Origin of the sequence: Microbacterium oleivorans (assembly GCF_001644225.1) — a bacterium.
GTDB classification, from domain to species: Bacteria; Actinomycetota; Actinomycetes; order Actinomycetales; family Microbacteriaceae; genus Microbacterium; species Microbacterium gawkjiense.
Genome location: NZ_LSTV01000005.1, coordinates 39282 through 55653 on the forward strand (window position 1 = coordinate 39282; position 16372 = coordinate 55653).

Below are 16372 nucleotides of genomic sequence, written 5' to 3' on the forward strand. Positions count from 1 at the left end.
GTCAGCTGCGCATCGCGCGCCGGACGGCCTCGGCCGTCTCGTCGAGCGCGGTCTTCAGGTCGTCGACGACGGATGCCGCGAGGTCGCCGCCGCGGGCGACGTGACCGCGCAGGTCGGCTCGCAGACCGGCACGGAACTCGGCGAGCAGCTCGTCGGCCCGTCGCACCTGCTCGCGTGCCGCCGCGCGTGGGTCGGCAGATGAGGGCGCCGCGGGTCGGCTCGGCGCAGCGGATGCCGCGGCCAGGTCGGCCTGCAGGCTGCGCATGGCCTCCCGCACGCCCGCGCGCACCTCGTCGGCGATGAGACGGACGCTGTCCGCGAGGCCGGCCTCGATACCCGCGAGGTCGCCCGAGCGCGACGCCACTTCGGCGCGACCGGCATCCGTGATCTCGTAGACGGTCTTGCGGCCGTCGACGGTCTTGGTGACGAGACCGTCCTCCTCGAGCTTCGAGAGGCGGGGGTAGATCGTGCCGGCGCTGGGGGTGTACGTGCCGCCGGTGCGGTCGGACAGTGCCTGCATGAGGTCGTACCCGTGGCGCGGCGCCTCGTCGAGCAGACTCAGCAGGTAGAGGCGCAGGTCGCCGTGGGAGAAGACGGGGGGCATCTCAGTACTCCTCTGCCGCGGGGGCCGGGTCGGTGATCGACGAGGCGACGCGTCGGATGACGGAGACGTCGCCCGAGACGGTGTTGGCGCGGACCTCCGCGAACGAGCCGCTGAGCTCGCCCACCGATCCGGAGTACGTCGAGCCGATCCCGCTCTGGGACCGGTCGATCCCGTCGACGCTCAGCTTCCCGCTGACCGTGCGCAGGGTGTACTTCGCCGCCACGGCCTCGTCGAGGCGCAGGGTCGCGGCGCCGCTGACCGTGTTGAACGAGACGTTCTGGGTGGGTCCGGCCGAGTCGATGAGGACGGCGCCGCTGACGGTGTCGGCGTACGCGGTGCGGATCGTGCCGGCCGCGGTGATCGCGCCCGAGACCGCGTTGGCGTTGAGCGTGCCGGTGAGGTCGCGCATCTGCACGTCGCCCGAGACCGAGTTCACCGTCACGTCGCCGGTCAGGCCGTCGACGATGATGTCACCCGACACGGTGTTGAGCTTCGCGTCGGTGACGAGCCCCGCCACGAGCGCGCTCGCGCTGACGACGCCGAGGGTGAGGGCGATCTCGCGCGGAACCGCGATGCTCACCTCCGCCTGCGGTCCGCCGCTGCCGAAGTTGCGGAACGACGACAGGAAGTTGTCCCAGCGCAGCTGTGCGTGGTCGATCTCCACTGCACCGTCACGGGCTTCGATGCGCAGTTCCTTCTGCGTGACGGAGTGCACTTCGATGCGGACGCCGGGCTCGTCGTGGGCGACGACGTCGATCTGTCCGCCGACGAGTCCCACCTTGAGTCGACGGATGCCGTCGAGGTCGATGACGCGGGTCTCCCCGGGCTGGACCAGCCACTTCTCGAGAGTCATGTTGTCTCCTGCGGTCGATCGCGAATCAAGATATATCGCGTTGCAGGTACGGTAACACGATATATCTCGAGTTGTCGAGACCCCTGTGCGGCGAGCACTTGACCTTGACGCTGCGTCAACTTTTAGCGTGGTCGTCATGACGCGCGAATGGTCGATCCAGGAACTCGCCCGCCTGGCGGGGACGACGAGCCGCACCCTGCGCCACTACGACCAGGTCGGACTCCTGCCGCCGACGCGGACGGGCACCGGGGGCTACCGGTTCTACGACGCCGCCGCCCTGCGCCGCCTGCAGCACATCTTGCTGCTGCGCGAGCTCGGACTGGGTCTGCCACGCATCGCCGAGGTCCTCGCCGAGGACGTCGACGAGACCGCGGCGCTGGCCACCCACCTGGGCTGGCTCGAGACCGAACGCGCGCGCATCGACCGGCAGATCGCCGCCGTCGCATCGACCCTCGACGCGAGGAGAAGAGGAGAGGAACCCATGGCCGAGAACATGTTCGACGGCTTCGACCACACCGTGCACCGGGAGGAGGTCACCGAACGCTGGGGCGCCGACGCGTACGCGCGCTCCGACGCCTGGTGGCGCGGGATGTCGGCCGACGAGAAGAAGGGCTGGATGGAGCGCAGCGCGCAGCTGACCTCCGACTGGAGCGACGCGGCGGGCCGCGGCATCCGTCCCGATTCCGACGAGGCGCAGGAGCTCGCCGCGCGGCACATCGCGTGGCTGCAGAGCATCCCCGGAACGCCCGCCGCCGACGGCGGCGACCTCCGCGGCTACGTGCTCGGCCTCGCCGACATGTACGTGGCCGACGACCGCTTCGGCGCGAACTACGGCGGCGCTGCGGGCGCGACGTTCGTCCGCGACGCGCTCCGCCACCACCTCGACCGGTCGTGAGCCGACGTGACGAGGCCCCCTCGACCGAGATCGGGAGGGGGCCTCGATGCGCTCGTGGGGGCGAGCGCCGCTGACGCGCCTGGGGGTGCGCGTCAGACGATCAGGTGTTCTTGCGGAGGACTCGCAGCAAGAAGGCGATCAGCGCGATGACACCCACGATGATGGCCACCCAGAGCAGGAACTGGAGACCTTCCGTGATGCCACCCACGATCGCCAGCACGATGGCGATCACGATGATGATGATGAGTGCGAGGTTCATTGGAGGCTCCCTCTGTTTGTCTCCGTTGTCCGCCGGAGCGGGGGTGACGCGGGTGTGCGTCGTACACATTGCTATCAGCGTTCTCTCAGCCGGATGAGGCCCTTGACAGGCGCAGCGGCCGGTGACATAACGTGGCCGGACGCGGGCGATCCCTGTCCGCGGCGATCATGTGAGGCGGGTGCATCATGCCGGCAGGACGTGGCTCGAACAGCCTGAAGGACCCCGAGCTCTACGAAGAGCTCCGCAAGGACGGCGCGTCGAAGGAGAAAGCGGCCCGCATCTCGAACGCGGCCGCGCGCGATGGACGCGGCGCGGTTGGTCGCCGGGGCGGCGAGTCCGGCGATTACGAGGACTGGACCGTGGCCGACCTCCGCGGACGCGCGAAGGAGCTCGGCATCCGTGGGTACTCCCACGCCCGCAAGGCCGACCTCATCGACATGCTCCGGTCGCACTGACGTGCCACGGCTCAAGCGGGTGCGGCCCGGCACCGACGTCGGCTATCGCCGGCTGCGCTCCGGGACCGGCTTCCGGTACGTGGATGCCGACGGCGATCCCCTCCCCAAGGCGGAGGCCGACCGCGTGCGCGCCCTCGTCCTGCCGCCCGCGTGGCAGGACGTGTGGATCTGTTCCGACCCGAACGGGCACATCCAGGCGACCGGCGTCGACGAGGCGGGGCGGGTGCAGTACCGCTACCACCCGCAGTGGACGGCAGGACGCGACAAGGGCAAGTACGCCCGGGCGCTGCAGCTCGCCGAGGCGCTGCCGCGGGCGCGCGGACGCGTCACGATGTCGATCCGTCGCGAGGACATCGACCAGGAACGCGTGCTCGCCGCCGCCTTCCGGCTGCTCGACCTCGCCGCGCCGCGCGTGGGAGCCGAGCGCTACCTCGTCAAGCACGGCAGCCGCGGCCTCACCACGCTGCTGCGCCGGGACGCCGTCGTCGACGGCACCGTCGTCGCGCTGCGCTTCCCGGGCAAGAGCGGCCAGCGCCAGGAGATGGAGGTCGAGGACCCCGACCTCGCCGCGGCCGTGGAGCTGCTCGTCGCGGGCAGGCCGAGCTCGCCGCTGCTCGCCTACCTCCGCGGGCGTCGCCGCGTCGCCCTCACGCCCCGGGACGTCAACCTCTACGTCCGGTCGATGACCGGGGGGACGTTCACGGCGAAGGACTTCCGCACCCTGCGGGGCACGATCACCGCCGCCGACGCCCTCGCCCGCATCGGGCCTTCGACGAAGAAGTCCGACCTCAAACGCGCCGAGGTCCTCGCGGTCAAGGTGACCGCCGAGACGCTCGGCAACACCCCGTCGGTCGCGCGCAGCTCGTACATCGACCCGCGCGTGTTCGACCGCTACCGTCGCGGCATCCTGCTCGACACCACCGTGTCGCCCGAATCCGCCATCCGGACGCTCATCCTCACCTGACCCCTCCCAGCCCCGCGGGTGGGGTGCCGTGAAATACTGACGCGCACCCCCGCATCCCTCACCTGCACCGTGGAAATGGGCCTCCGTTGTCGAACCTCGCTGTCCTGAGCCTCAAGAACCGCGCGCTCATCGCCCTCATCACGATCGTCGCGGCGATCTTCGGCGGACTGGCCCTCACGAGCCTCAAGCAGGAGCTGATCCCGCCGATCCAGCTGCCGCAGCTGTCGATCCTGACCACCTACCCCGGCGCATCCCCCGACGTCGTCAACAACGACGTCTCGACGCCGATCGAGCAGGCGATCCAGGCCGTCCCCGACCTCGAGTCCACGTCGTCGACGAGCACGACGAACGCGTCGATCATCCGGGCATCCTTCGCCTACGGCACCGACCTCGCGACCGCCGAGCAGAAGATCCTGCAGGCCATCAACCGCATCGACGACACGCTGCCCGACGGCCTCGACACGAGCGTCCTCGCCTTCTCGACCGACGACCTCCCCGTCATCGCGCTCGCCGTCACGGGATACGACGACGCGACCGAGGTGCAGACACGGCTCGAGACCGCCGTCGTCCCCGACATCGAGGACCTCGACGGGGTCGCCGCCGCGCAGATCGTCGGCGGGCAGACCTCGCGCGTGACGATCACCCCCGACCAGGCCGCGCTCGCCGCCGACGGGTACACGCAGACCGCGATCACCGACGCGCTCGACCAGAACGGCGTCCTGTTCCCCGGCGGCACCGTCGACGAGGGCGACCAGACCCTCACCGTGCAGACCGGCACGAAGCTCGACTCCATCGACGAGATCGCCGCGCTCCCGCTCGTCCCCACTGATGCCGACCAGTTCGCCGCGGGCACGGTCACCGTCGGTGACGTCGCCGACGTCGTCCTCGACACCGACCCGGTGACCTCGATCTCGCGCGTCGACGGCAAGCCCGCGCTCACGGTGTCGATCACGAAGCTCCCCGCGGCCAACACGGTCGACGTCTCGCACCTCGTCCGCGACGCGATCGGCGCGCTGCAGGACGACATCGGCAGCGGCGCGACGATCACGGTCGTCTTCGACCAGGCGCCCTACATCGAGCAGTCGATCGAGGCGCTCGCGCAGGAGGGCCTGCTCGGCCTCGCGTTCGCGGTCGTCGTCATCCTGATCTTCCTGCTGTCGGTGCGCTCGACCCTCGTCACCGCCATCTCGATCCCGACGAGCGTGCTCATCACGTTCATCGGCATCCAGGCCTTCGGCTACTCGCTCAACATCCTGACCCTCGGCGCCCTCACGATCGCGATCGGCCGTGTGGTCGACGACTCCATCGTCGTCATCGAGAACATCAAGCGGCACTACGTCGGCGGCGCCGACAAGCTGCAGGCGATCCTCCTCGCCGTCCGCGAGGTCGCGGCCGCCATCACGGCCTCCACCCTCACGACCGTCGCCGTCTTCCTGCCGATCGCCTTCGTCGGCGACCTGACCGGCGAGCTCTTCCGCCCCTTCGCGCTGACGGTCACCATCGCGATGCTCGCGTCGCTCTTCGTCGCGCTGACCATCGTGCCCGTACTCGCGTACTGGTTCCTGCGACCGGGCAAGCCGGTGACGGATGCCGCGGGTCGAGCGATCGACCCCGAAGATCCGGCCGCGCCGCCGAGCCGCCTGCAGAAGTCCTACCTGCCGGTGCTGCGCTGGACGCTGAAGCACTCGGTGGTGACGCTGCTGCTCGCCGTCCTCGTGCTCGGCGGCACCGTCCTGGCCGCCCCGCTCATGAAGGTCAACTTCCTCGGCGATTCGGGGCAGAACACCTTCACCGTGACGCAGAACGTCGGCGACACCGCGAGCCTCGAGACCCAGGACGCGGCCGCGAAGCGCGTCGAGGAGGTCCTGCTCGACGTCGACGGCATCGAGACGGTGCAGACCTCGATCGGCTCGAGCGGGTCCGCCCTCCGCGACGCGTTCTCGGGCGGCGGCACCGGCATCACCTACTCGATCACGACCGACCCCGACGCCGACCAGGAGCAGATCCGCACCGACGTGCAGCAGGCCGTCGCCGACCTGCCGGATGCCGGCGAGATCGTCGTCTCGGCGGCGCAGGGCGGCTTCGGCTCGACCGACATCGAGGTCGACGTGACCGCGCCGGACGCCGGCGTGCTGCGCGACGCGACCGACGCGGTGGTCGCCGCGCTGCGGGACGCGAGGGGGATCGAGCAGGTCGACTCGAACCTCTCGGCATCCCTCCCCTTCGTCTCGGTCGCCGTCGACCGCGACAAGGCCGCCGAGCTCGGCCTGTCGGAGATCGCCGTCGGCGGGCTCGTGTCGAACACGATGCAGCCGCGACAGATCGGCACCGTCGAGATCGACGACGCGTCGCTCACCGTGTACCTGAAGGCCGCCGACATCCCGCAGACGATCGACGAGCTCCGTTCGCTCGAGATCGCGAGCGCGTCGGGCCTCGTGCGCCTCGACGAGGTGGCAACCGTCGAGCAGTCCGAGGGGCCGTCGTCGATCACCAGCGAGCGCGGTCAGCGCACGGCATCCGTCACCGTCACCCCGGCCACCGACGACCTGAACGCCTCGAACGCGGCCGTCACCGCCGCCCTCGCCGACGTCGACCTGCCGCAGGGCGCCGACGCCGAGATCGGCGGGGTCGTGACGCAGCAGCAGGACGCCTTCGCGCAGCTGGGGCTCGCGATCCTCGCGGCGATCCTCATCGTCTACATCGTCATGGTCGCGACCTTCAAGTCGCTGCGGCAGCCGGTGCTGCTGCTCGTCTCGGTGCCGTTCGCCGCGACCGGCGCCATCCTGCTGCAGATCGTCTCGGGTGTGCCGCTGGGCGTCGCGTCGCTCATCGGTGTGCTCATGCTCGTGGGCATCGTCGTCACGAACGCGATCGTCCTCATCGACCTCGTGAACCAGTACCGCGAGAAGGGTCTGTCCACGCCCGAGGCGGTGCTCGCCGGCGGTGCGCGCCGACTGCGGCCGATCCTCATGACGGCCCTCGCGACGATCTTCGCGCTCACGCCCATGGCTCTCGGGATCACGGGGCACGGCGGGTTCATCTCGCAGCCGCTCGCGATCGTCGTGATCGGCGGACTCGTGTCGTCGACCGTGCTGACCCTGCTCGTGCTGCCCGCGCTCTACAACCTCGTCGAGGGCGCCAAGGAGCGTCGTGCCGCGAAGCGCGGCGACGTCGTGCCCGCCACGACCGCGACAGAGGCGCCGCTCACGCGTCGCGCGCGTCGGGATGCCGCGGCCTCGGCGGGAGCCGTCACCGGCGCGGCCGCCGTCGACACCGCGCTCGTGATCGAGGAGGCCCCGGACATCGAGATCCCGGCGGTCGAGGCGCCCGCGGTCGAGGCGCCGGCGGTCGAGGAGTCGGCGGTCGAGGAGCCGGCGGCGTCCGACGAGGAGCCGCGGCGCGAGGAGTGAGGGTCAGCCGACGAGGTCGGCGCCCCACTCGAGCGTCCAGCTCTCGCCGGGGGCGAGACGTCGCAGGCTCCGGCCGGAGTTGAATGCGTCGGCCGGCGCCGTCATCGGCTCGATCGCGACGGCCAGGTCGTGCCCAGGGAAGCGGTCGGTCGTGAAGACCTGGACGTACTCGAATCCCTCGCCCGCCCACACCGTGAGGCGGCGCCCGTCCGGGGCGATCAGGTGCGCATGGATCCGTCCGTCGCGGCGGGGGAGTCCCGCGAAGGCGACGTCGAGCGACAGGTCGCCGACGCGTCGGGGCGTGCGGAGGTCGTGCTCGTCGTCGAGCGGCTCCTCGGCGACCGGGATGCTCTGATCGTCCAGGCGGAACCAGGTCCGCGCCTCGACCTGCAGCGCCAGGTCGGCGGTGTCGACGTCGGAGATCCGGAAGTACGGGTGCGTCCCGAGGGCGACCGGGGCGTCGCCGTCGCCGATGTTCGTGATCTCGTGGGTCACCCGGATGCCGCGCTCGCCGAGGCGATAGGTCACGCGGGTGGCCAGGTGGTACGGGTACCCCGTCTGCGGCACGACGTCGGCCCGCAGGGTGAGCGCGGCATCCGTCTGCTCCTCCACCCGGTACGACGCGAACCGCAGCAGCCCGTGCGACGCGTTGCCGAGCTTCGGCTCGGTGATCGCGAGCTGGCGGAGTTCGCCGTCGTCCTCCCAGCGGCCGTCGCGGATGCGGTTCGGCCAGGGGACCAGGACGATGCCGGATGCCGCGGGTGTCGGCGCGTCGTCGGGGTAGTCCGGGACGAGGTCGACGCCGCCGACGCGCAACGCGCGGAGCGCGGCACCGACCTCGGTGATCTCGGCCGAGACGTCGGCGGCACGGAGGGCGAAGCGGGTTCCGGTGGGATCGGCGGCCATGCGGTCAGCGTATCGGCGCGGCGGGTTCCCAGGTGGGCCGGGTATCGTGGACCCGTCGGCGGAGGACACCGCGCTGTGCGCGGGCATCCTGTGTAGTCCTCGGGGCCGATCTCGACACCCGCTCCGTGGTGTCGGAACCAGTAACTGGAATGGCCCCCGGCCGACGGAAGTCCGGGTCTCACCGTGCGTGCGCGCACGGCGCTGTTTCGTGCGAGAACCCAGAAAGCACACGCATGCCCAAGAACAAGAAGCCGGCCGGCGGCCGCGCGCAGAACTTCGAGCCCCGCTACGGCAAGAAGACCTCCTACCAGGACGCCAAGCGCCGCCCCGGCCAGGCCTCCGCCGGAACCGCCGGCAGCAAGAGCCCCAAGCACCGCGGCTTCCGCGCCGCCGAGGAGTCGGCACCCGCGAAGGGCCGCTGGACCGAGCAGGACCGCGCCGGCCGGGCCGAGGCCCGCGGCATCCGCTCGCACGCCCGCGGCGACCGCGCCGCCGGCGGCGAGCGCCCGCGTTTCGACCGCGCCGGTGGCCCCGGCTTCGACCGCGAGCGCGGCAACGACCGCGGAGATGTCGATCGTCGGGGCCCCCGTGGGGCCGATTCGCGTCGGGATGGGCAGGATGTCCGCGGTTACGGCCGCCCCGAGCGCGACGATCGTGCGCGGTTCGACCGGACCGAGCGCCCCCGCTTCGACCGCGCCGACCGTGGCAACGACCGCGGAGATTCCGACCGCCGCGCCCCTCGTGACGCCGGAAACGGCCGTGACGCACGCGATTTCCGCGGTACTGGCCGTCCCGAGCGCCCGCGCTTCGACCGCGCCGACCGCCCCGCGCGTTCGTTCGACGACCGACCCCGCCGGGACGACCGGCCCCGCCGGGACGAGCGGCCCCGCCGCGACGAGCGCGCGAACCGGTCGGATTGGAACGCCGCGGAGAAGTCGAAGGCGCACCAGGAGCACGTCGACGTCGTGCACGAGCGGCTCCAGGCCGAAGCGGTGGATGCGGCCTCCGTCGAGCAGGCGTCGTTCGCCGACCTCGGGCTCGGCCAGAACATCGTGCGCACCCTCGAAGGTCTCGGCGCCACGAGCCCGTTCCCGATCCAGGCGGCCACCGTCCGTCCGATCCTCGAGGGCCGTGACGTCCTCGCCCGTGGCCGCACCGGCTCGGGCAAGACGATTGCCTTCGGTGCTCCGCTCGTCGAGCGCGTGCTGCGCGGCCAGGCCGGCAAGCGCCGTGCGTGGGGCCGCTCGCCGCAGGCGCTGATCCTCGCGCCGACGCGCGAGCTCGCCCTGCAGATCGACCGCACCGTGCAGGAGCTCGCGCAGAGCGTCGGCCTCTTCACGACGCAGGTGTACGGCGGCGTCCCGCAGGGCCGCCAGGTCGGCGCGCTGAAGAAGGGCGTCGACATCGTCATCGGCACCCCGGGCCGCATCGAGGACCTCGAGAAGCAGGGCAAGCTCGACCTGTCCGAGGTCGGGATCGTCGTCCTCGACGAGGCCGACCACATGAGCGAGCTGGGCTTCCTCGAGCCGATGCAGCGGATCCTCCGCCTCGTGCAGGACGACGCGCAGAAGCTGCTCTTCTCCGCCACGCTCGACCGCGAGGTCGCTGCTCTGGTCGACGAGTTCCTCGTGGACCCGGCCGTCTACGAGGTTGCGGGCGAGACGCAGGAGACCAGCACGATCGACCACCGCGTCCTCGTGATCGACCACCGCGACAAGGCCGAGATCCTCACCTCGCTCGTCGACCGCGACGGCAAGACGCTCGTCTTCACGCGGACCCGTGCGTACTCCGAGATGCTCGTGGAGCAGTTCGAGGATGCCGGGATCGCCGCCGTCGCCCTCCACGGCGACCTCAACCAGGCCAAGCGCACCCGCAACCTGCAGCGTCTGACCGACGGCAAGGTGAACGTGCTCGTCGCGACCGACGTCGCGGCGCGCGGCATCCACGTCGACGACATCGACCTGGTCGTCCAGGCCGACGCCCCCGACGAGTACAAGACGTACACGCACCGTTCGGGTCGCACCGGTCGCGCCGGTCGCGCCGGCACGGTCGTGACGCTCATCACGCGCCAGCGTCGTCGGCGCATGACCGAGATGCTCGAGCGCGCCGAGATCGATGCGCCCTTCGACGAGGCGCGCATCGGCGACGACGTGCTCGAGGAGATCACGGGTCGTCAGGCCGCGAACGTCGACGCCTGAGCGTTGTCACTAGGGTGGGCGGATGCCGCTCGTCATCCGCCCGCTCGGTGATCCCGACGTCGACGCGGTCGTGTCCCTGTGGCACGACGCCGGCCTGACCCGCCCGTGGAACGACCCGCACCGCGACATCGCGCGTGCCCGCGCGGTATGGCCCGACCTGCTGCTCGTCGCGGTGGCCGGCGATCGCGTCGTCGGCTCGGTCATGGCCGGGTACGACGGACACCGCGGCTGGTTGTACTACCTCGCATCGGCATCCGACCGGCGCGGCGAGGGGATCGGGCGGATGCTGGTGGCCGAGGCGGAGCGACGGCTCGAAGCGCTCGGCTGCCCGAAGGTGATGCTCATGGTCCGCGAGGGCAACGACGCGGTCGCGGAGTTCTACGAAGGCATCGGCTACGCCCGCGACGCGACCTCCGTCCTCGGCAAGCGCCTCATCCCCGACGACTGAGTCAGAAGAGCATCGCGGCCGCCTGCTCGCGCGTCGCCGTCTTCATGACCGGACCCGTGGTCCGCACCGGACCGGGCCCGCGCGGGGGAGCGTCCTCCTCTTCGAGCCTGCCGTGCAGTCCGTGCTTCCGCAGCAGCGGACGCACCCGCGCGGACAGCCAGGAGCGGTATTCGTTCGGCGCCGAGACCGAGACGCCCGGGTACAGGCCGCGGTAGGCCGGCACGAGGTCCGGGCACTCGCGTTCCAGCCACTGCCAGAACCACTCCTTCGCGCCGGGTCGCAGGTGCAGGGCGCCGAAGACGACCCGGCGCGCACCGGATGCCGCGATCCGCGCGATCGCGTCGTCGAGCACGTCGATCCCGTCGGTCAGGCGCGGCACGATCGGCATGAGGAACACGGTCACCGAGAAGCCGGCGTCCGTCGCGGCCTTCACGGTGTCGAGCCGTGCCTGGAACGACGGTGCCCCCGGCTCGAGGAGTTGGCGCAACGGTTCGTGGGGGATCGCGATCGACATGGCGATGTGGATCGGGACGCGGGTCGCGGCATCCGTCAGCTGCGGCAGGTCGCGGCGCAGCAGCGTGCCCTTCGTGAGGATCGAGAACGGCGTGCCGCTCGAGGCGAGGGCGTCGATGATGCCCGGCATCAGCCGGTAGCGGCCCTCGGCCCGCTGGTAGGGATCGGTGTTCGTCCCGAGGGCGACCGGTTCGTGCCGCCACGACGGCTTGGCGAGCTCCCGCGCGAGCACCTCCGCCACGTTCACCTTCACGACGATCTGCGAGTCGAAGTCGGCCCCGGCGTCGAGGTCGAGGTAGGTGTGCGTGTTGCGGGCGAAGCAGTTGTGGCTGACCACCCCGGCGGCGATGAAGTCCTCGGTGTCCGTGGAGATGTCGACGAGATCGCGTACCCCGACGTCCTCGATCGAGATCACCGTCAGATCGGTCGCGGTCTTGACAGCCGCGCCCACGATCGACAGTTTCCGCGTGATCGCGGGGCTGGTGATCCGGAAGAAGCGATCCCGCGAGGGCAGCCCGCCGGTCACGCGGATCGCCGTCACCCCGCTGGGTCGCACAGGCTCGCGGATGAAGCCGATCCCGAAGTGGTCGAGCGAGGTCGACACCGTCTCGAGCAGCCGCTCGTCCGTGTTGACGATGCGGAGGATGCCGCGCGAGCACGAGCCCTCCGCATCGAAGATGCCGGAGAGGAATCCCGCCCTCCAGGCGGACGAGGGCGCGGTGGGTTCGGCGATCAGCGTCTCGATCGTCTCGACATCGGCCTGCCGTGCCGTGTGGATCGCCGTCATCTGCCGCCGCACGTCCGTCGCCGGAGTGAACGCTCGCTCGTGCGTGAGAACTCCTGCCCGCTCCAGGAAGCGCCGAGTCCGGTCCAACGCGTCGACATCCGCCAACGCGAGGCGGAATCGGTGGATGACCCGGACCCGCTTCGCGTCGGTGTACGTGCCATGGAAGATCATCCCGTCGCCGCGGATCATCCCACTGAGGTATCCCCGTTCGAAGTCGGGGTCGGCGACGAAGGCGCTCTGCGCGCGCGGGGCGCCCATCCCGAACCCCTGCAGACGATTCCCCGTGGTCAGATGCGGACGACGACCGGCGCCCGATGTCGTCCCCGTCACGTGCTTCCATCCGCGCTCGGTCAGGAACCGATGATCGCCACTCGCGATGATCTCCGTCCCGTCGGCGAGGGTGATCCGGTAGGCCGCTTTCCGGGTGGGCCAGACGGCGCGCACCGTCGTGGGGACGTAGCGCCGGTACGCACCGTCCACGCGCGTCCCCATCAGGTCCTCGCCGACGCGCACGTCCCCAAGTCGCTTGTGTCGACCCTCAGCCGTCATGACCAGGGTCTCGGGATCCAGGCAGTACGTGCACGCGTGCGAGCAGCCCCGGTACGGGTTCACCGTCCACGAGAACGGCATCGCGGAACCGCTCGGCACGTGGTTCAGCGCGGACTTCGCGACCACCTCGTGGAACGTCATCCCGGCGAACTCCGGCGTCATCACCGACCGGACGAGACCGCCCATCGACTCGAGCCCGGGCAGGGCGGCCTCATCGACCGTCGAGATGTCCTGCCCCTGCCACCGCATCTCCCCAGTCGAACACATATACGAGCAATGAGTCAATGCCGCGCGCGGGAGAATAGAACATCGAGGACGCACTCCCCGGCCTGGGACAATGGTCACGTGTCAGAGTCGAGGAGCGCCGCGAGGCGGCGGGTGCTCCGTCGGCGACGCCAGCGCCGCGCGGTCGTCCTGCTCGCCCTCGTCGCGACGCTCGTCATCGCCCTCGCCGTCGTCCTCCCGCGCGCCCTCGCCCCCGACGACGCCGTCGCCGAACCGGCATCCACCCCCGCTCCGCCCTCGTCCGCGCCGGCGAGCACACCGACGCCGACGCCGGAGACCCCCGAGGCCGAGCCGGCCTTGTGCGAAACGGATGCCGTGACCGCGGCGCTCGAGAACGGCTCCGACCGCGACGTGATCGCCGCGTTCGGCGGCGCCGAACCGTTCCGCGCGGCGATCGCCGACGGCGCAGCCCCCTGCGTCGACCTGCACGAGGCGGGGCGCCTCTGGGTGGTCGCGAACAAGCGGCATCCCCTCGATCCGGTCGACTACTGGCCCAGACCGCAGGCGCGTCCGCAGGACACCCGGATCGTGGCGGGCGGGTGGCTGCTCGACGAGACGGCCGCGGCGCTCGACGAGCTCTCGGCCGACGTGCGGGCCGCGGCGGGCACGATCGGGGTGAGCAGCGGGTTCCGTCCTTACGACTTCCAGGTCGACACGTACAACCGCTACGTCTCGATGCGCGGCAAGGCGGCCGCCGACCTGCGGAGCGCACGCCCCGGCCACAGCGAGCACCAGACGGGACTCGCCGTGGACGTCGTGGCATGCGACTCCGGATGCGGCGACCATGACGGCTTCGGCGGCACCCCGCAGTCGGACTGGATCGCCGAGAACGCCTGGCGGTACGGCTTCATCGTCCGTTACGAGGAGGGACGCACCGCGACGACGGGCTACTCCGCCGAGCCGTGGCACCTGCGGTTCATCGGCCGTGAGTTGGCCGCCGCGTACGCCGACGGCGGCTTCCACACCCTCGAGGAGTTCTTCGGGCTCGAGCCCGCCCCCGACTACGGCTGAGGCTCGCGCTCCACGGGGAGCCACAGCTCGCACGTCGCGGTCGAGAAGTCCTCGGCCCGGTCGAGCACCGCGACGATCGAGGGTCCGAGGCGCAACCGCCACGGGTTCGCCGGGAACCAGTCGGTCGCCGTCGCCGCCCACGTCGTCTGCAGCGCGTCGGGGTAGGGGCCGCTCGTGCGGAACACCGCCCACGTGCCCGCCGGAACCTCGACGACGTCGAGGTCGTCGGGCACGGAGCTGTCGAGTGCGCGGGCGACCCCGTGCAGGTACGTCAGCTCGCTGCCCTCGGTGTAGTCCGGGTCGACGTCGGCGCTCACCTGCAGCAGGCCGGCGGGATCGGTGTCGCTGAGGTCCTTCAGCCGCGCGTGCTCCGTCGCGGGCAGCGCGGCGATGTGCGCCTGGATGGCGGGGTTCGCCCCGCGGTGCATAAGCGGCACGCGGGCGGCGTGGCCGACGAGGCGGAAGGCGGGTCGGTCGGTGATGCGGGTGTCCATAGGGATGCTCCCTTCTACGGTCAGGCGGAACCTGAGCTGCGGTTGTGTGCGGAGGGGGCCGCCGTCGCGTCGGGCGACGGACGGAGCGACGCCGTGCACCGCCTGGAACGCACGGGCGAACGCCTCGGTCGAGCCGTACCCGTAGCGCACCGCGATCGTCAGCATCTCCTCGTCGCCGACGAGCTCGGCTGCCGCCACCGTCATCCGCCGACGCCGGACGTACTCCGACAACGGCATGCCCACCAGCGACGAGAACATCCGACGCAGGTGGTATTCGGTCGTACCGTGCGCGCGGGCGACTCCGGCGACGTCGAGCTCTTCGCCGAGGTGCGCCTCGATGTGTTCGACGACGCGGGTGAGTGCGGTGATCATGCGTCTCCCTCCGGCATCCACTCTCATCTTCTCGCCGCGCGTGCGCCCGACTTCTGCGGACCGGAAAGATCGGATGCCGCGTCGCGGAACTCAGTCGCGCTCGCCCTGGCATCCGATCCCACGGCGCGCGTACAGTGGACGGTGGCGACGCCGCCCACGAGCGCAGCGTCGCGCCGACACGAAGGGGGTCCGCACATGGAGCGGAACATCTACGACGAGGACCACGAAGCGTTCCGCGACGTCGTCAAGGAGTTCATCAAGCGCTACGTCACCAACGAGAAGCGCGAACAGTGGGATGCCGCCGGCGAGATCGACCGGGCGACGATGCGCGCGGCGGGCGAGGCCGGTGTGATCGGGCTCAGCGTGCCGGAGGAGTTCGGCGGCGCGGGGATGCTGCAGGACTACCGCTTCCGCACGATCGTCAATGAAGAGGTCATCCGGGCCGGTGCGGGATCGCTCGCGGGCGCCTTCGGCATCCAGGACGACCTGGCCGTGCCCTACCTCGTGCACATGGGCACGCAGGAGCAGAAGGAGACCTGGCTTCCCCGCATGGCGACCGGTGAAGTCATCGGCGCGCTCGCGATGACCGAGCCCGGTGCGGGATCGGACCTCCGCGGCATCTCGACGACCGCGAAGAAGACCGACGGCGGCTACATCGTCAACGGCGCGAAGACCTTCATCTCGTCGGGCGCCACCGCCGACATCTTCGTCGTGTTCGTGAAGACGGGCGAGGGCAACCGGCCCGACGCCTTCTCGCTCCTGCTGCTCGAGGCCGACATGGCGGGCTTCGACCACGGTAAGAAGCTGCACAAGATGGGCTTCCACGGCCACGACACGGCCGAGCTCAGCTTCACCGACGTCTTCGTCCCCGACGCGAACCTCATCGGCGGCGAAGAGGGAAAGGGATTCATCCAGCTCATGATGAACCTGCCGCTCGAGCGCCTGTCGATCGGTGTCGCGGGCGCCGCGGCCGCGCAGGCCGGTGTCGAATGGACGGTCGCGTACACGAAGGACCGCGAGGCCTTCGGTCAGCGGATCATCGACTTCCAGAACACCCGCTTCACCCTCGCCGACCTCGTGACGACGGTCGACGCGCTGTGGGCCTACGTCGACCGCGCGATCACCCTCTACGGCGAGAACAAGCTGTCCGCCGAGGATGCCGCCCAGGTCAAGTTCTGGGCCACCGAGCGCGAGTGGGAGGTGCTCGACGCCTGCGTCCAGCTGCACGGCGGCTACGGCTACATCATGGAGTACCCGATCGCCCGCGCCTTCCTCGACGCCCGCGTCCACCGCATCTACGGCGGCACGAACGAGATCATGCGCGACATCGTGTCGCGCCGGATCGCCGGTAAGCGCTGACCCGACGACC

The 16372-nt window shown here is 70.8% G+C and carries 14 protein-coding genes; 8 read left to right on the forward strand and 6 right to left on the reverse strand.

The window, feature by feature from the left end:
- Window position 1: 1 nt before the first annotated feature.
- Together AYL44_RS11875 and AYL44_RS11880 are read right to left on the reverse strand one after the other, a co-directional pair.
- Entirely contained in the window at window positions 2–604 is a 603-nt protein-coding gene (locus AYL44_RS11875) for a PadR family transcriptional regulator (protein WP_064003514.1), read from the reverse strand.
- A gap of 1 nt (window position 605) precedes the next feature.
- Window positions 606–1457, reverse strand: a complete 852-nt coding sequence (locus AYL44_RS11880) for a DUF4097 family beta strand repeat-containing protein (RefSeq protein ID WP_064003515.1) — start codon at window positions 1455–1457, stop codon at window positions 606–608.
- A gap of 136 nt (window positions 1458–1593) precedes the next feature.
- On the opposite strand from AYL44_RS11880, the gene AYL44_RS11885 reads away from it, so the two are divergent.
- Window positions 1594–2352, forward strand: a complete 759-nt coding sequence (locus AYL44_RS11885) for a MerR family transcriptional regulator (RefSeq protein WP_064003940.1) — start codon at window positions 1594–1596, stop codon at window positions 2350–2352.
- Window positions 2353–2452: 100 nt separating this feature from the next.
- On the opposite strand, the gene AYL44_RS14715 is transcribed toward AYL44_RS11885, so the two are convergent.
- The gene (locus AYL44_RS14715; RefSeq protein ID WP_164499361.1) at window positions 2453–2611 is read right to left on the reverse strand and encodes a hypothetical protein; all 159 of its coding nucleotides are present in this window, start codon (window positions 2609–2611) and stop codon (window positions 2453–2455) included.
- 185 nt (window positions 2612–2796) lie between these two features.
- Between AYL44_RS14715 and AYL44_RS11890 the strand changes: the two genes are divergently transcribed.
- The 3 genes from AYL44_RS11890 to AYL44_RS11900 all read left to right on the forward strand — a co-directional run bounded on the left by AYL44_RS11890 (window position 2797) and on the right by AYL44_RS11900 (window position 7440).
- On the forward strand, window positions 2797–3066 hold the full coding sequence (locus AYL44_RS11890) for a DUF7218 family protein (protein WP_064003516.1): 270 nt from the start codon (window positions 2797–2799) through the stop codon (window positions 3064–3066).
- Window position 3067: 1 nt separating this feature from the next.
- A complete protein-coding gene (locus AYL44_RS11895) occupies window positions 3068–4030 on the forward strand; it encodes a DNA topoisomerase IB (protein ID WP_197471653.1) in 963 nt (320 codons plus the stop codon).
- Window positions 4031–4116: 86 nt separating this feature from the next.
- Window positions 4117–7440, forward strand: a complete 3324-nt coding sequence (locus tag AYL44_RS11900) for an efflux RND transporter permease subunit (RefSeq protein ID WP_064003517.1) — start codon at window positions 4117–4119, stop codon at window positions 7438–7440.
- 3 nt (window positions 7441–7443) lie between these two features.
- Here AYL44_RS11900 and AYL44_RS11905 read toward each other — a convergent pair whose 3' ends face one another.
- Complete coding sequence (locus tag AYL44_RS11905; RefSeq protein WP_064003518.1) at window positions 7444–8346, reverse strand: aldose 1-epimerase family protein; 903 nt, start codon at window positions 8344–8346, stop codon at window positions 7444–7446.
- A 233-nt stretch (window positions 8347–8579) separates the two neighbouring features.
- Between AYL44_RS11905 and AYL44_RS11910 the strand changes: the two genes are divergently transcribed.
- On the forward strand, window positions 8580–10544 hold the full coding sequence (locus AYL44_RS11910) for a DEAD/DEAH box helicase (protein ID WP_064003519.1): 1965 nt from the start codon (window positions 8580–8582) through the stop codon (window positions 10542–10544).
- 22 nt (window positions 10545–10566) lie between these two features.
- On the forward strand, window positions 10567–10992 hold the full coding sequence (locus tag AYL44_RS11915) for a GNAT family acetyltransferase (protein WP_064003520.1): 426 nt from the start codon (window positions 10567–10569) through the stop codon (window positions 10990–10992).
- A 1-nt stretch (window position 10993) separates the two neighbouring features.
- On the opposite strand, the gene AYL44_RS14610 is transcribed toward AYL44_RS11915, so the two are convergent.
- The gene (locus AYL44_RS14610) at window positions 10994–13090 is read right to left on the reverse strand and encodes an intein-containing Rv2578c family radical SAM protein (RefSeq protein ID WP_064003521.1); all 2097 of its coding nucleotides are present in this window, start codon (window positions 13088–13090) and stop codon (window positions 10994–10996) included.
- A 96-nt stretch (window positions 13091–13186) separates the two neighbouring features.
- Here AYL44_RS14610 and AYL44_RS11925 point away from each other — a divergent pair, with 96 nt between their 5' ends.
- Complete coding sequence (locus AYL44_RS11925; RefSeq protein WP_231872795.1) at window positions 13187–14137, forward strand: M15 family metallopeptidase; 951 nt, start codon at window positions 13187–13189, stop codon at window positions 14135–14137.
- Here the strand turns inward: AYL44_RS11925 and AYL44_RS11930 are convergent.
- Window positions 14128–15003 carry an AraC family transcriptional regulator gene (locus tag AYL44_RS11930; protein ID WP_064003523.1) on the reverse strand — a complete coding sequence of 292 codons (876 nt, stop codon included), beginning with the start codon at window positions 15001–15003 and terminating at the stop codon, window positions 14128–14130. The genes AYL44_RS11925 and AYL44_RS11930 overlap by 10 nt on opposite strands.
- Before the next feature lie 195 nt (window positions 15004–15198).
- Here AYL44_RS11930 and AYL44_RS11935 point away from each other — a divergent pair, with 195 nt between their 5' ends.
- A complete protein-coding gene (locus AYL44_RS11935) occupies window positions 15199–16362 on the forward strand; it encodes an acyl-CoA dehydrogenase family protein (protein ID WP_064003524.1) in 1164 nt (387 codons plus the stop codon).
- The last annotated feature ends 10 nt before the right edge of the window (window positions 16363–16372 follow it).

Coding starts and splice junctions, on each gene's coding strand:
- AYL44_RS11875 (WP_064003514.1), bottom strand. CDS start 604: ATGCCCCCCGTCTTCTCCCACGGCGACCTGCGCCTCTACCTGCTGAGT.
- AYL44_RS11880 (WP_064003515.1), bottom strand. CDS start 1,457: ATGACTCTCGAGAAGTGGCTGGTCCAGCCCGGGGAGACCCGCGTCATC.
- AYL44_RS11885 (WP_064003940.1), top strand. CDS start 1,594: ATGACGCGCGAATGGTCGATCCAGGAACTCGCCCGCCTGGCGGGGACG.
- AYL44_RS14715 (WP_164499361.1), bottom strand. CDS start 2,611: ATGAACCTCGCACTCATCATCATCATCGTGATCGCCATCGTGCTGGCG.
- AYL44_RS11890 (WP_064003516.1), top strand. CDS start 2,797: ATGCCGGCAGGACGTGGCTCGAACAGCCTGAAGGACCCCGAGCTCTAC.
- AYL44_RS11905 (WP_064003518.1), bottom strand. CDS start 8,346: ATGGCCGCCGATCCCACCGGAACCCGCTTCGCCCTCCGTGCCGCCGAC.
- AYL44_RS11910 (WP_064003519.1), top strand. CDS start 8,580: ATGCCCAAGAACAAGAAGCCGGCCGGCGGCCGCGCGCAGAACTTCGAG.
- AYL44_RS11915 (WP_064003520.1), top strand. CDS start 10,567: ATGCCGCTCGTCATCCGCCCGCTCGGTGATCCCGACGTCGACGCGGTC.
- AYL44_RS14610 (WP_064003521.1), bottom strand. CDS start 13,090: ATGCGGTGGCAGGGGCAGGACATCTCGACGGTCGATGAGGCCGCCCTG.
- AYL44_RS11930 (WP_064003523.1), bottom strand. CDS start 15,003: ATGATCACCGCACTCACCCGCGTCGTCGAACACATCGAGGCGCACCTC.
- AYL44_RS11935 (WP_064003524.1), top strand. CDS start 15,199: ATGGAGCGGAACATCTACGACGAGGACCACGAAGCGTTCCGCGACGTC.